Genomic DNA, 13,816 nt, shown 5'->3' on the forward strand with positions numbered 1-13,816 from the left:
TGATTTCCCACCGAGGAGAACCATGAGCTACTCCGCCGAGTACCAGTTCGCCGAGCGGGCCGCGCGTCTCGCCGGCGACGCCGCCCGCCCGGGCGGGATCGCGCTGCCGCACGGCGCCCCGTCGTCGCGGTACGTCCTGCCGCAGTTCGAGGAGCGCACGCCGTACGGCTTCAAGCGCCAGGACCCGTACACCAAGCTGTTCGAGGACCGCATCATCTTCATGGGCGTCCAGGTCGACGACGCGTCGGCCGACGACATCATGGCCCAGCTGCTCGTCCTGGAGTCCCAGGACCCGGACCGCGACGTGATGATCTACATCAACTCCCCGGGCGGCTCCTTCACCGCGATGACCGCCCTGTACGACACGATGCAGTTCATCAAGCCCCAGATCCAGACCGTCTGCCTCGGGCAGGCGGCCTCGGCGGCGGCCGTGCTGCTCGCCGCCGGGCAGCGGGGCAAGCGTCTCGCGCTGCCCAACGCCCGGGTGCTGATCCACCAGCCCGCGATGGAGGGTGGCGGTTACGCCCAGGCGTCCGACATCGAGATCCACGCCAACGAGCTCATCCGGATGCGCGAGTGGCTGGAGGAGGCGTTGGCGCACCACACGGGCAAGCCCGTGCAGGAGATCCGCGACGACATCGAGCGCGACAAGATCCTCACCGCCGCCCAGGCCCAGGAGTACGGCCTGGTGGACCAGGTCCTCGACTCCCGCAAGCCCGCTCAGCTCGGTGTCTGAGCAGCCGGTTCACCGGTGACGACACCGCTCGCGACCCGGGTGCCGACCGTCGTGTCGGCACCCGGGTCGCGCCACACCGGAGTTCTCGGCTGACAACCGGGCCCGGGTGGTGTGGAATGGTCGGAGACGCGCACGAGAACAAGGAGGCCCGCGGTGGCGAGAATCGGTGACGGTGCAGACCTGCTCAAGTGCTCCTTCTGCGGGAAGTCGCAGAAGCAGGTCAAGAAGCTCATCGCTGGGCCGGGTGTGTACATCTGCGACGAGTGCATCGACCTGTGCAACGAGATCATCGAGGAAGAGCTCGGTGAGACCACGGAGCTGGGGCTGACCGAGCTGCCGAAGCCGCGGGAGATCTTCGACTTCCTCGAGCAGTACGTCATCGGCCAGGAGCCGGCCAAGCGGGCCCTGGCCGTCGCGGTCTACAACCACTACAAGCGCGTGCAGGCGGCGCCGGCGGCGAAGGACGACCAGGACGCGGTGGAGATCGCCAAGTCCAACATCCTGCTCATCGGCCCCACGGGGACGGGCAAGACGTACCTGGCGCAGACGCTCGCGAAGATGCTCAACGTCCCGTTCGCCATCGCCGACGCCACGGCGCTCACCGAGGCCGGGTACGTGGGCGAGGACGTCGAGAACATCCTCCTCAAGCTCATCCAGGCCGCCGACTACGACGTCAAGAAGGCCGAGACCGGCATCATCTACATCGACGAGATCGACAAGGTGGCCCGCAAGGCCGAGAACCCGTCGATCACGCGGGACGTCTCGGGCGAAGGCGTGCAGCAGGCGCTCCTGAAGATCATCGAGGGCACCAGCGCGTCGGTGCCCCCGCAGGGCGGGCGCAAGCACCCGCACCAGGAGTTCATCCAGATCGACACCTCGAACGTGCTGTTCGTCGTCGCCGGAGCGTTCGCGGGTCTGGACGACATCATCGCCTCGCGGGCGCGGCAGCGCGGGATCGGCTTCTCCGCCCCGATGGAGTCGACCACCGACGTCGACCTCTTCTCGGAGGTCCGGCCCGAGGACCTGCACAAGTACGGACTGATCCCCGAGTTCATCGGTCGACTGCCCGTGATCTCCTCCGTCTCGCCGCTCGACCGAGACGCCCTGGTGCGCATCCTCAGCGAACCGCGCAACGCCCTGGTCAAGCAGTACCAGCGCATGTTCGAGATCGACGGCGTGCGCCTGGAGTTCGCCGACGACGCGATCGACGCGATCGCCGAGCAGGCGCTCCTGCGCGGGACGGGTGCACGCGGGCTGCGCGCGATCATGGAGGAGGTCCTCCAGCAGGTGATGTTCGACGTGCCGAGCCGCGACGACGTCGAAGGGGTGGTCATCACCCGCGAGGTCGTCGAGGAGAACGTCAACCCGACGATCGTGCCGCGGTCCTCCGGTCCCGTGCGCAACCGCAAGTCCGCCTGATCGCACCGCCTCGGACGGCCGGCGGCCACATCGTGGCCGGGCCGTCGCGCTGACGTCGACGCCCGTAGGATCGAGCCATGGCTGAGCCCTTCGACGAAGCGCCCGTGCCCGAGACCGGTCGTGCGCTGCCGACCGAGATCCTCGGCCTGCGCAGCACGATCGACAACATCGACGCGGCCCTGGTGCACCTGCTCGCCGAGCGGTTCCGGGCGACGCAGCGCGTCGGGGAGCTCAAGGCCACCGAGGGGCTGCCGCCGGCGGACCCGCAGCGTGACCGTCAGCAGATCGACCGTCTGAAGGCCATCGCCTCGGGCGCCGGGCTCGACCCCGAGTTCGCCGAGCAGTTCCGCCACTTCATCGTCTCCGAGGTGATCCGCCGCCACGAGCGCATCGCGGCCGAGCACGCCGCCGCCGGGCGTGCCGACGAGGTACCACCCCTGGACACCTACAGTTGAAGAGGTGGCGGCTTCTGAGCCGCCCGAGCACCTCGCCGCGCCCGGCCCCGGTTCACGGCGGACCTGCGCCCCTCCGTGCATCGCCCCTGGTGAGAAGGCCTTTTCGCCATCGCGGATGCGCACTGCGCCGATCCGGAGCAGGCTGGAGGTTCACAGTCGACGGACCCGAGGGGGAACTGCATGAAGATCGATTGGCTCAAGCCCTTGGTCGGCCGCCCCGGCCCGTTCGCGACCGTCTATCTCGACGCCACGCGTTCGGTCGAAGCCGGTGACAAGGATGTGGCGAACCGCTGGCGCTCCGTGCGCCGTTCGCTCGCCAAGCAGGGTGCCACGGACCAGGTCCTCAACGACCTGGACGACGCCGTGGACCGCCCGACGTGGGTGCACGGGCCGCACGGTCGAGTGCTCATCGCCGACGACGAGGGTGTTCTCGTCGACCGGGTGCTGAAGGAGCCGCCGCCGGTGATGGCGGGTGTCTGGCACCGCGTGCCGAGCCTGCTGCAGGCGGCACGCTCGGCCGACGAGGAGGTGGACGCGCTGGTCGTCGCCGTCGACCGGCTGGGGGCCGACTTCTTCCCGGTGGGGTCCGACGGGTTCCCGTCCGGGGACAAGGAGACGTTCGAGGGCCCCGACGACGAGGTGTCGAAGACCTCGAGCACCTCGACGAAGCGGTCGGTGATCGAGTCGCGTGCCGAGGACTCCTGGCACCGCAACGCCGAGGCGATGGCCGGCGAGATCGACCGCCGCGTGGCCGCCTCCCGACCGGAGATCCTGCTGCTCACCGGCGACGTGAGGGCCGTGAGCATGGTCCGGGACGCGCTCGGCCAGCAGGCGGCTCAGCTGACCGTCGAGGTGTCCGGCGGCGGCCGGGACGACGGTGTGCACGCAGGGCACTTCGCCGAGACCGTCGCCGAGGCGCTGGACTCGTTCCGGGAGCGCCGCCGCGAGGCGGTGCTGGCCGCGCTGCGTGAGGGCCTGGGCCGTGAGTCCGGTGCCGTCACGAGCATCGGTGACGTCGCCCAGGTGCTGGCCCGTGGCCAGGTGAAGCAGCTCGTGCTCTCCGAGGAGCTCGCGGACGACGCGGCCCGGGCGCTGCACGCGTGGGTCGACGGTTCGGTCGACGAGCCCGGGCTCGGTGGGCTGCTCAACGGTTTCCAGCTCTGGATCGGACCGGACCCGATGCACATCGCGGCCTCGCGGACCGAGCTCGACGGGGTCGGGGACCTCGAGGAGCTCCCGGCCGCGACGGCCCTGCTGCGTGCCGCCATCGGCCAGGACGCCGGGCTGGTCTTCGCGCCGACCGGGTCGGTCGAGCTGCGCGACGGCGTCGCGGCGACGCTGCGCTGGGACGACGGCGGCACGCCGCACGAGTCGGCGGCCACGATGAGCGGCGACGACGGACGGGTCTCCATGGCCCACTGAGAGGTCGCACGACAAGGCCCCGGCACCCTGGGAAGGGTGCCGGGGCCTCGTGCTGTCGCGGGTGTCCGCGGAGGAGCGCCCGGGGGCTCAGCCGCGCGGCTTCTTGACCGGCGGCTCGCCGAGCTCGTGGTCGACCACGACGATGCCGCCCTGGACGTCCGGGTCGCCCTGGCCGTCGGTGGCCTCGACGAGCTCGAGGGGCCCGGTGACCCGGCCGGCGCCGCGCAGGTCCACCACGGCGGACTCGACGCCCGGGAGCAGGTGCGCGGGCACGGCCACCGTCCCGGACAGGATCGGGGTCTTCATGGAGACCTTGGCAGCCGACTTCAGCTTGCGCAGCGCCGCCAGCGCGTGGCCCGCGGCGGTCAGGGCGGTCGGGTCGACGCCGGCCGCGGCGTCGCGCAGCGGCCGGGCCGTCGGCCACTCCGCGCGGTGCACGGACCCGCTGCGCCACCAGGACCAGACCTCCTCGGTGGCGAACGGGATGAACGGCGCCAGCAGGCGGAGCATGACGTCCAGCGCGATCGCCAGCGCCGTGCGGGCCGAGAGCGTGTCGGCGGTCACCGTGCCGTCGGCGCCGTAGGCGCGGTCCTTGACGAGCTCGAGGTAGTCGTCGCAGAACGCCCAGAAGTACGACTCGGTCAGCTCCAGGGCCCGGGTGTGGTCGTAGGACTCGAGCGCCGTGGTCGCCTGGTCGACGACGTCGGCCAGCCCGGCCAGCATGGCGCGGTCCAGGTCGACGGTCACGGCCCCGGGGTCCAGAGCGATCTCGCCCGCACCGGTCTCCGGGTCGACGCCGAAGGTCAGCGCGAACTTCGAGGCGTTGAGCACCTTGATCGCCAGGCGCCGGCCGATCTTCATCTGACCGATCTCGAACGCCGCGTCCGTCCCGAGGCGTGCCGCGGCCGCCCAGTACCGCACGGCGTCGGACCCGTGCTGCTCCAGCAGGTCCATCGGGGTGACGACGTTGCCCTTGGACTTGGACATCTTCTTGCGGTCCGGGTCGAGGATCCAGCCGCTGATGGCCGCGTGCTTCCAGGGCAGCACGCCGCACTCGAGGTGCGAGCGCACGACCGAGGAGAACAGCCAGGTGCGGATGATGTCCTGGCCCTGCGGGCGCAGGTCCATGGGGAAGACGCGGTCGAACAGGTCGGCGTCGCGCTCCCAGCCGGAGACGATGAGCGGCGTCAGCGAGGACGTCGCCCAGGTGTCCATCACGTCGTTGTCGCCGACGAACCCGCCCGGTACCCCGCGCTGGGACTCGTCGTAGCCGGCCGGGGCCTGCGACGTCGGGTCCACCGGGAGCTCGGCCTCGGACGGCGTGATGAGGCGGTCGTAGTCGACGTCGCCGTGCTCGTCGACGCCGTACCAGACCGGCACCGCCACGCCGAAGAACCGCTGCCGGGAGATGAGCCAGTCACCGTTGAGGCCGTTGACCCAGTTCTCGTAGCGGACCCGCATGAAGTCGGGGTGGAAGTCCAGCTCCTTGCCCCGTCCGAGCAGCTCGGCCTTCAGGTCGCGCCGGGTCCCGTCGGCGTTCCACTCGCGACCGCCGTTGCGGATGTACCACTGGCGCGAGGTGACGATCTCGAGCGGCTTGTCGCCCTTCTCGTAGAAGTTCGTCATGCGCTGGGTCGGGGTCGGCTCGCCGTCCAGGTCGCCGGACTCGCGCAGCGCGTCCACGACGGCGGTGCGGGCGCTGAACGACGTCTTGCCGGCCAGTCCCTCGGCGTAGAGGTCGGCGCCGGGGCCGCCGGCGATCCACTCGGGCGTCTCGCGGGCGAGCCGGCCGTCCCGGCCGATCACCGAGCGGGTCGGCAGCTGCAGCTCGCGCCACCACTGCACGTCGGTCAGGTCGCCGAAGGTGCAGCACATGGCGATGCCGGCACCCTTGTCCATCGCGGCGGCGTGGTGGGCCAGCACGGGCACCTCGACGCCGAACAGCGGCGAGGTGACCGTGGTGCCGAACAGGTGCTGGTAGCGCTCGTCGTCCGGGTGGGCGATGAGGGCCACGACGGACGGCACCAGCTCGGGGCGGGTCGTCTCGATGTGGACCGGCTCGCCGCCGTCGCGGTGGAACGCGACGCGGTGGTAGTGGCCGGGGTACTCCCGGGCCTCGAGCTCGGCCTGGGCCACGGCCGTCTGGAACGTGACGTCCCACAGCCCGGGCGCCTCGGCCTGGTAGGCCTCGCCCCGGTCCAGGTTGCGCAGGAACGCCCGCTGGGAGGCCGCGCGCGAGGTCGAGTCGATGGTCTGGTACGTCTGCGACCAGTCCACGGACAGGCCGAGCAGGCGCCACAGCTCCTCGAACTGGCGCTCGTCGTCGGCGGTGAGCTCCTCGCAGAGCTCGATGAAGTTGCGGCGGCTGATCGGCACCTGGTCCGCCGGCTTCACCTTCTTGCCCTCGGTGCCCTGGTGGGGCGGGGTGAAGTCGGGGTCGTAGGGCAGCGACGGGTCGCAGCGCACGCCGTAGTAGTTCTGCACGCGGCGCTCGGTGGGCAGGCCGTTGTCGTCCCACCCCATCGGGTAGAAGACCTCCTTGCCGCGCATGCGCTGGAACCGGGCGACGACGTCGGTGTGGGTGTAGCTGAAGACGTGGCCCACGTGCAGCGAGCCGGAGACGGTCGGGGGCGGGGTGTCGATCGAGAAGATCTGGTCGCGGGTGGCCGACCGGTCGAAGGCGAACGTGCCCTCGGCGGCCCACCGCTCGTCGAACTTCTGCTCCAGACCGTCCGTGCTGACCTTGTCCGGTACCTCCCTGACCACCGCGCGCACGACGTCGGCTACCTGCTCGGCCTGGCTGCCGGAGGTCGCGTTCGCTGCGGGGGTCTGTGCGGGCGCGGCGGGCGCCCCGGGGTTCGGGAAGTCGCTCATGGTGCCTCATTGTCCCAGATCCCCCGGGGCGGGCGGACGCCCGCCCGACACGGGGGAACGCGGGGTGGGGCGTGGTGCTCGAGCGGCACGACTGGCTAGGGTCGGGCCCATGAGCGTGAGGGGTCACGTCGACGTCCTGCGGCGGTTCAACCGGAGCTACACCCAGCGGGTGGGCGTGCTGGAGGAGTCCTTCCTGGGCCTGGGCATGGCGCTCGGCACCGCGAGGCTGCTGTACGAGATCGGCGCCGCCCCGGACACGACCCGCGCCCTGCGCGCGCGGCTCGGCCTGGACCGCGAGTACCTGCGTCGGTTGCTGCGTCGGCTGCAGGAGGAGGGGCTGGTGAGCGTCGCGCCCGACCCGGAGGACCCGCGCCGTCGGCGGGTCACCCTGACGCCGGCGGGCCGTACCGCCTGGGAGGAGCTCGACCGACGCTCCGACGAGCGGGCCCGTCGGCTCGTAGACCCGCTCACCGCGCGGCAGCGTGCCCGGCTCTCGGCGGCGCTCGGCGAGGCGGACCTCCTCGTCCGCGCCGCCACCGTCGAGCTGGTGACGGTCGCGCCGGACGATCCCGTCGCGCGGCGGGCCGTGCTCGCGTTCTTCGCGGAGGTCGGCGACCGTATCGGCGGCACCGCGGTGTTCGACGTCGACGCCGCGCTCGCCGCGGACGCCGAACGGCTCGTCCCGCCGCTCGGCGGGTTCGTCGTCGCCGCCTCCGGCGGGGACCCGGTCGCCTGCGGGGGTGTCCAGGACCTGGGGGACGGTGTCGCCGAGATCAAGCGGATGTGGGTCGACCCCGCGTGGCGCGGTGCGGGGCTCGGCTCGCGACTGCTGCGCCGCCTGGAGGACCTCGCGGTCGAGCTCGGGCACAGGGAGGTCGTGCTCGACACGAACGGGGTCCTCGGCGAGGCGGTCGTGATGTCCGAGGAGGCCGGCTACCGGCAGGTCGAGCGCTACGACGACGACCCGTCCGCGACGCACGTCTTCGCCAAGGACCTGACCACGTGATGTCCGCGGCGGCGTAGGGTCGTCCCCATGGCAGCTTCGAAGGACTTGACCGTCGGCTACGCCGCGATGCTCGAGCAGTTCCACCCCACCGACGTGGTCGACTACTCGGCCTACGCCGAGGAGCACGGATTCGACGGCGTGATGGCCGCCGACCACTTCCAGCCCTGGGTGCCGCAGCAGGGGGAGGCCGCGTTCGTGTGGAACGTGCTGACCGCCCTCGGCGAGCGCACACGCGGTGACATCGGTCCGGGGGTGACCTGCCCGTCGTTCCGGTTCCACCCGGCGATGGTGGCGCAGGCCTCGGCGACCCTCGCCGCGATGTACCCCGGTCGGCACTGGCTCGGGCTGGGCTCCGGCGAGGCGCTCAACGAGCACGTCACCGGCGGCTACTGGCCGGAGGCGCCGGAGCGCATCAACCGGATGTTCGAGGCCATCGACATCATCAAGAAGCTCTTCGCCTCCGGCGTCGAGGGCAAGGACGTCAAGCACTCCGGGCAGTTCTACAAGATGGAGTCCACGCGGTTGTGGACCATGCCCGAGGTCCCGCCGGAGATCCTCGTCGCCACCGCCGGGCCGATCACGGCCAAGCGGGCCGGCAAGCACGCGGACGGCCTCATCACGGTGGGGGCGCCGCTGGAGAAGATCGAGATGCTGTTCGGCCGGTTCGACGCGGGCGTCAAGGAGTCCGGTCGGGACGCCTCGACGATGCCGAAGGTCCTCCAGGTGCACATGTCCTGGGCGGAGACCGACGAGGAGGCCATGGCCAACGCCATGACCGAGTGGCCGAACGGCGGCATGAAGTTCCCCAAGGCCGACATCCGGTCGCCGCACGACTTCGCCCAGATGGCCAAGCTGGTCCGCCCCGAGGACTTCTCCGGGCGCATGGTGGTCTCCGCCGACCCGGACGAGCACCGCCAGGCCATCCAGCAGTACGTCGACCTCGGGTTCGACCGCATCTACCTGCACAACGTGGGCCGGAACCAGAAGCAGTGGATCGAGGTCTTCGGGCGCGAGGTGCTGCCGAAGCTGGTCCGGTGACCGGTCCCGACGACGCGGCGCACGGCGCCACGGCCCTGCTCGACGGCGCCCGGATGATGCTCTGGGCGCCGCCGGGCCTGGGCGAGGTCCGCCCGGGCGACGATCTCGCCCTGCTGGTCGGCGACCTGCTGGCGGCCGACGCCGACCGGACCGGTGACGCCCTCGCCGAGGGTGACGTCGTCGTCGTCACGTCGAAGATCGTCTCCAAGGCCGAGGGGCGTGTCGTGCGCGCCGCGGACCGCGAGCAGGCGATCACCGACGAGACCGTGCGGGTCGTCGCCACGCGCGAGCGGCCGGACGGCCTGCCACCGCTGCGGATCGTCGAGAACCGGCTCGGGCTGGTGATGGCCGCCGCCGGGGTCGACGCCTCGAACACGCCCGACGGCACCGTGCTGCTGCTGCCCGAGGACCCGGACGCCACCGCGCGCTCGGTGCGGGCGGCACTGCGGGCACGGTACGGGCTGGACCGGCTCGGCGTCGTCGTCACCGACACCGCGGGGCGCCCGTGGCGGGAGGGTGTCACCGACATCGCGATCGGCGCGGCCGGTCTGACGGTGCTGGACGACCTGCGCGGCGGCACGGACTCCCACGGGCGGCCGATCTCGGTGACGGTCACCGCGGTGGCCGACGAGATCGCCGCCGCCTCGGAGCTGGTCCGCGGCAAGGCGACGGGCCGGGCGGTCGCCGTGGTGCGCGGCGTCGGGCGGTTCGTGCTCGGCGGTGACGACGGTGCGGGACCGGGCGCGCGCCGCCTCGCGCGGACCGGTCCCGACGACCTGTTCCGCGAGGGGAGCGCCGAGGCGTACGCCCGGGGACTGGCCGACGGCCGGGGGTGACGGGCCTCACGAGGTGGGGCGTCCCGTCGCCGAGCGGCGCCGGGTGCTGCACTATGGCCCTGGCGACCGGGTCGACCACCCGGCGGGAAGGAGACGGAGATGACCCACCACGTGACGAGCGTGGCCGGAGACAGGGTCGGGTTCGACCGCGACGGCGAGGGGCCCGCGGTGGTCTTCGTCGCCGGGGCGGGGCCGTACCGGGCGATCGACCCCGTGACCACCGAGACCGCTCAGCGGTGCGCGCGGCAGGGGCTGACCGCGGTGGTGTACGACCGGTTGGGTCGGGGCGACAGCCCGGCGGACGGGGTGCTCGACCTGGAGCGTGAGCTGTCCGCCCTCCACGCCGTCATCGACGCCGCCGGTGCGCCGGTGGTGCTGGTCGGTCACTCCTCGGGCGCCGCGCTCGCGCTGTGCGCCGCGGACGCGGAGATGCCGGTCTGCGGGCTCGTGCTGTGGGAGGCGCCGTTGGCGCGGTCTGCCGACGACACCTACGAGTGGATCACCGAGTTCGAGAAGCGGCTGGACGCCGAGGACTACGTGGGCGCCCTCGAGCAGTACATGAAGGACCTGCCGCGCGAGTGGCTCGAGGGGCTGCGCGCCTCGCCGGACTTCGAGCAGATCGCACGGGCCTCGATCAGCCAGCGCGCCGACGGCCAGGCGCTGGTGCGGGCCACCGACCTCATCGAGGCGGACCTGCTGCGCGAGCTCGCCGTCCCGGTCCTGGCGACCTACGGCACGCGGACCTTCGACGAGATGCCGGTCGCCGCCCAGCGCGTCGCGGACGCCGTCACCCGCGGCCAGGCACGGGAGGTCGCCGGCGCCGACCACACCTGGGACGTCGGGGCGATGGCCGACCAGATCGTGCAGTTCGTCCGCGACGAGACCTGAGTCCTGCCCACGCGGCAGCGCGTGCGCCGACCGGGGTCAGCGCGGCGCGTCGTCGTCGGCGTCGCCCCTGGCGGGGCCCTCCGGATCCTGCGGGGCGGTGGCGGGCCGGTCCGGTGCCGCCACCACGGGGTCCGGGGCGGCCCGGTCCTCCGCCGCGGGTTCGACGTCGTCACCGGAGAGCCAGCGCAGCCAGTCCTGACGGGGATCGCCCTCGAGCAGCAGGGCCCGGACCAGCAGCGTCAGCGGGATCGACAGGATCGCGCCGAGCGGGCCGATGACGAACGTCCAGAACACGACGGACACGAAGCTCAGGGTGAGCGAGAGCGAGACGGCGTCCGAGACGAACTTCGGCTGGACGAACACCTGCAGGACGACGTTGACCACGCAGTAGATCGCCACCACGGCCAGGGCGAGCTGCCACCCGCCCACGACGAAGGCCATGACCATGGGTGGCACGAGGCCCAGGATGAAACCGATGTTCGGCACGAAGTTGGTGACGAACGCCAGGATCGCCCAGATCGCGGCACCCGGGACCCCGAGCAGCGACAGCGCGATCCCGTCCACGACCGCGACGACCGCGCCGAAGGTGGCGTTGACGACGTAGTAGCGGCGCACCCCGCTGCTGAAGCGGGTGGCGCGCTCGATCGCGCCCGCACGCGAGACGCCGAAGTACCGGGGGGCGGTGGCGTACCGGCCGGCGTCGGCCGCCATGAACACCGCGTAGGCGAGCACGAAGAAGAACGCGGTCCCGATGCTCAGCGCCGTCCCGCTCACGCCGCCCGCCAGCGACAGGATGTTCGTCGGCTGCACCCAGGAGGTGACCGCGTCGGCGATCTGGGTGTCCAGCCCGGCGGTGGCGAGCCAGGTCTCGACCTCGGAGACCGCGTCGCGGAGCTGCGGCACGAAGTCGCGCACCAGCGCGGCGAACCGGAAGCCGGACCACACCAGCATCGCCAGGAGCGCGGCGAGGATCAGGTACGCGACGACGATGACGGCGGTGGTGGCCAGCCAGCGCGGCCAGCCCCGCGCCAGCAGCGGGAACCGGACCGGGTGACAGATGATGATGATCACCGCGGCGAGGAACAGGGGGGCGATCACCTCGGCGGCCGCGTGCAGGCCGGCGAGCACCACGACGCCGCAGGCCAGGGCCAGCAGCGTGCGTGACGCCGGGGACGACGCGGGCCCGGGCCCGGCCGACCGGCGGTCGCCGTGCGGGGGAGGCGTGCTGCTGGCCGGGGAGCCGGGCGTGGACGTCACACGGCGACCCTAGCCGCGGGGTGTACGTTCCAGCCCGCCGCCGCGCCGTCCCGCGGTTATGCTGCAGTGAGACGGGGCGACGGCGACAGGGGGCGGTGGACGGTGCGCGGTGACGTGGTGCGGTACGACGCGATCAAGGGCTACGCGTTCGTCGCGTCCGACGAGCTGGACGAGGACGTGTTCCTGCACGTCAACGACCTCGACTTCGACAAGGCGCTGATGGCGGTCGGCACCGTCGTCGACTTCACCCACGAGATGGGCGAGCGCGGCCCGCGGGCGGTGAGCGCCTCGCTGATCTCCTCCCCGGTGGCGGACGCGGTGCATGCCGCGATGGGCGGACCGTCGTCGCGCGACGGTGCCGCGCCGGCGAGTCCCGCCGCCTCGGGCGACCAGCACGACGGGTACGCCGACGTGCTCTCGACCGCCGAGCTGCGGTCCGAGGTCACCGAGACGTTGCTGTCGACGGTCGGCGACCTCACCGGCCGGCAGGTGCTGGCGGTGCGCAGCGCGGTCGAGAAGATGGCGCGACGCCACGGCTGGCTGGACGCCTGACGGACGTCGTCAGATCCACTTCTTCCAGCGGAACACGGCGAACAGGCTCACGCTGACGCCGAGCATGAGCACCAGCGCGACCGGGTAGCCCCAGGCCCAGTGCAGCTCGGGCATGATGTCGAAGTTCATGCCGTACACGGTGCCCACCAGGGTCGGGGCGAACAGGATCGCGGCCCAGCCGGAGATCTTCTTGACCTCCTCACCCTGCTGGATCGACACCTCGGTCAGGTGCGTCATCTCCTCGTTCTGCCGCTGGGCGACGAGGGTGGCGTTCACCGTGAGGATGTCGCGCAGCGCGACGCGGTAGGTCTCCACCGACTCGGCGACCTCCGTGAGGTGGTCGGCGACGTCGCGCAGGTAGGCCTGGAGCTCCTCGTCGACCTGGTACTTCTCGGCCCCCTTGGCCAGGGACAGGCAGACGCTCTGCAGCGGGCGCACCGCGCGCTGGAAGTCGACGAGCTCGCGGGACAGCTCGTAGATGCGCCGCGACACGTGGGCGTCGCCGGAGAAGACCTCGCCCTCGATCTGGTCGATGTCGTAGTCGAGCCCCGAGACGACCGGCGCGTAGTCGTCCACGACGCGGTCCATGATCGCGTACAGCACGGCCTCGGGGCCGCGGGCGAGCATCTGCGGCGTCGACTCGAGCCGGGCGCGCACGGCGGTCAGGTCGGGGGAGTCCCCGTGCCGCACCGAGACCACGAAGTCCGGTCCCACGAACAGGTGCAGCTCGGAGAACTCGACCTCCTCGATCGAGTCCAGGTAGCGCGCGGCGTGCAGGACGACGAAGAGCGTGTCGCCGTACCGCTCGATCTTCGGGCGCTGGTGGGCCTGGATCGCGTCCTCGATCGCCAGCGGGTGCAGGTCGAACTCCCGCGCCAGGGCGGCGAGCTCGTGCTCGTCGGGGCGCTCGAGCCCGATCCAGGCCATGCCGCCCGGCGTGGAGCGCAGCGCGCGGAACGCGTCGGCGAGCCGGGTCACGCTCGCGCTGCGGTGCCCCTCCTCGTCGTAGACGGCGGCGGCCACCATCGCGGAGCGCGGGCGGATCGGCGTCGGCGGAGTCGGGGTCTCCGCGGCGTACGGCGGCGTGCCCGGCGCGCCGGGACGACGCGGGCGCAGGGCACCCAGCATCTGGCGGGTACGGACGGAACGGTTGGAGCTGAAGGCCATGAGGGGACTCCCAGGCGTGCAGGAACGGTGGTCTGCGTGCTGGATCCCGCGACTGACGACGAGTGCGCCGTGCCGACGGCGTGGGGGAGCGGTGGCATCACCCGCCCGATGACGGACGGGTCGTGTCGAGCCGGGTCAGTCGCGGCTCGGACTACTGGGAGGCTCG

The 13,816-nt window shown here is 72.1% G+C and carries 12 protein-coding genes; 9 read left to right on the top strand and 3 right to left on the bottom strand.

Annotation, left to right across the window (positions count from 1 at the left end; all coding sequences use genetic code 11):
- The first annotated feature begins 22 nt into the window (after nt 1-22).
- The 4 genes from Q6350_RS07890 (at nt 23) to Q6350_RS07905 (ending at nt 4,032) form a co-directional block, all read left to right on the top strand.
- On the top strand, nt 23-736 hold the full coding sequence (locus Q6350_RS07890) for an ATP-dependent Clp protease proteolytic subunit (protein ID WP_304603593.1): 714 nt from the start codon (nt 23-25) through the stop codon (nt 734-736).
- Between the two features lie 153 nt (nt 737-889).
- The gene (gene clpX, locus Q6350_RS07895; protein ID WP_171246797.1) at nt 890-2,155 is read left to right on the top strand and encodes an ATP-dependent Clp protease ATP-binding subunit ClpX; all 1,266 of its coding nucleotides are present in this window, start codon (nt 890-892) and stop codon (nt 2,153-2,155) included.
- A 77-nt stretch (nt 2,156-2,232) separates the two neighbouring features.
- Entirely contained in the window at nt 2,233-2,610 is a 378-nt protein-coding gene (locus tag Q6350_RS07900) for a chorismate mutase (protein WP_171246798.1), read from the top strand.
- A 180-nt stretch (nt 2,611-2,790) separates the two neighbouring features.
- Nucleotides 2,791-4,032 carry a hypothetical protein gene (locus tag Q6350_RS07905; protein ID WP_304603594.1) on the top strand — a complete coding sequence of 414 codons (1,242 nt, stop codon included), beginning with the start codon at nt 2,791-2,793 and terminating at the stop codon, nt 4,030-4,032.
- A gap of 87 nt (nt 4,033-4,119) precedes the next feature.
- Here the strand turns inward: Q6350_RS07905 and valS are convergent, their stop codons facing one another.
- Nucleotides 4,120-6,906, bottom strand: a complete 2,787-nt coding sequence (gene valS / locus Q6350_RS07910; protein WP_305065899.1) for a valine--tRNA ligase — start codon at nt 6,904-6,906, stop codon at nt 4,120-4,122.
- A 109-nt stretch (nt 6,907-7,015) separates the two neighbouring features.
- Between valS and Q6350_RS07915 the strand changes: the two genes are divergently transcribed.
- The 4 genes from Q6350_RS07915 (at nt 7,016) to Q6350_RS07930 (ending at nt 10,674) form a co-directional block, all read left to right on the top strand.
- On the top strand, nt 7,016-7,912 hold the full coding sequence (locus Q6350_RS07915) for a GNAT family N-acetyltransferase (RefSeq protein WP_305065900.1): 897 nt from the start codon (nt 7,016-7,018) through the stop codon (nt 7,910-7,912).
- 27 nt (nt 7,913-7,939) lie between these two features.
- Nucleotides 7,940-8,950 (top strand): TIGR03557 family F420-dependent LLM class oxidoreductase, encoded by a 1,011-nt coding sequence (locus Q6350_RS07920; RefSeq protein ID WP_171246802.1) that lies wholly within the window; start codon nt 7,940-7,942, stop codon nt 8,948-8,950.
- 53 nt (nt 8,951-9,003) lie between these two features.
- Nucleotides 9,004-9,786 carry a coenzyme F420-0:L-glutamate ligase gene (cofE, locus tag Q6350_RS07925; RefSeq protein ID WP_305065977.1) on the top strand — a complete coding sequence of 261 codons (783 nt, stop codon included), beginning with the start codon at nt 9,004-9,006 and terminating at the stop codon, nt 9,784-9,786.
- Nucleotides 9,787-9,885: 99 nt separating this feature from the next.
- A complete protein-coding gene (locus tag Q6350_RS07930; protein ID WP_304603597.1) occupies nt 9,886-10,674 on the top strand; it encodes an alpha/beta fold hydrolase in 789 nt (262 codons plus the stop codon).
- A 36-nt stretch (nt 10,675-10,710) separates the two neighbouring features.
- Here Q6350_RS07930 and Q6350_RS07935 read toward each other — a convergent pair whose 3' ends face one another.
- Nucleotides 10,711-11,931, bottom strand: coding sequence for an AI-2E family transporter (locus Q6350_RS07935; protein ID WP_305065901.1), 1,221 nt, complete (start codon nt 11,929-11,931; stop codon nt 10,711-10,713).
- Nucleotides 11,932-12,045: 114 nt separating this feature from the next.
- Between Q6350_RS07935 and Q6350_RS07940 the strand changes: the two genes are divergently transcribed.
- A complete protein-coding gene (locus Q6350_RS07940) occupies nt 12,046-12,483 on the top strand; it encodes a cold-shock protein (protein ID WP_305065902.1) in 438 nt (145 codons plus the stop codon).
- A 9-nt stretch (nt 12,484-12,492) separates the two neighbouring features.
- On the opposite strand, the gene corA is transcribed toward Q6350_RS07940, so the two are convergent.
- The gene (gene corA / locus Q6350_RS07945) at nt 12,493-13,650 is read right to left on the bottom strand and encodes a magnesium/cobalt transporter CorA (protein ID WP_304603600.1); all 1,158 of its coding nucleotides are present in this window, start codon (nt 13,648-13,650) and stop codon (nt 12,493-12,495) included.
- Nucleotides 13,651-13,816: the final 166 nt, after the last annotated feature.

The organism is Isoptericola sp. b515, from assembly GCF_030588125.1.
Lineage (GTDB): Bacteria > Actinomycetota > Actinomycetes > Actinomycetales > Cellulomonadaceae > Isoptericola > Isoptericola sediminis.

Excerpts from the sequence above, each read along its gene's own strand:
- Q6350_RS07890 (WP_304603593.1), top strand. The coding sequence starts at position 23 with ATGAGCTACTCCGCCGAGTACCAGTTCGCCGAGCGGGCCGCGCGTCTC.
- Q6350_RS07900 (WP_171246798.1), top strand. The coding sequence starts at position 2,233 with ATGGCTGAGCCCTTCGACGAAGCGCCCGTGCCCGAGACCGGTCGTGCG.
- Q6350_RS07905 (WP_304603594.1), top strand. The coding sequence starts at position 2,791 with ATGAAGATCGATTGGCTCAAGCCCTTGGTCGGCCGCCCCGGCCCGTTC.
- valS (WP_305065899.1), bottom strand. The coding sequence starts at position 6,906 with ATGAGCGACTTCCCGAACCCCGGGGCGCCCGCCGCGCCCGCACAGACC.
- Q6350_RS07915 (WP_305065900.1), top strand. The coding sequence starts at position 7,016 with ATGAGCGTGAGGGGTCACGTCGACGTCCTGCGGCGGTTCAACCGGAGC.
- Q6350_RS07920 (WP_171246802.1), top strand. The coding sequence starts at position 7,940 with ATGGCAGCTTCGAAGGACTTGACCGTCGGCTACGCCGCGATGCTCGAG.
- cofE (WP_305065977.1), top strand. The coding sequence starts at position 9,004 with ATGATGCTCTGGGCGCCGCCGGGCCTGGGCGAGGTCCGCCCGGGCGAC.
- Q6350_RS07930 (WP_304603597.1), top strand. The coding sequence starts at position 9,886 with ATGACCCACCACGTGACGAGCGTGGCCGGAGACAGGGTCGGGTTCGAC.
- corA (WP_304603600.1), bottom strand. The coding sequence starts at position 13,650 with ATGGCCTTCAGCTCCAACCGTTCCGTCCGTACCCGCCAGATGCTGGGT.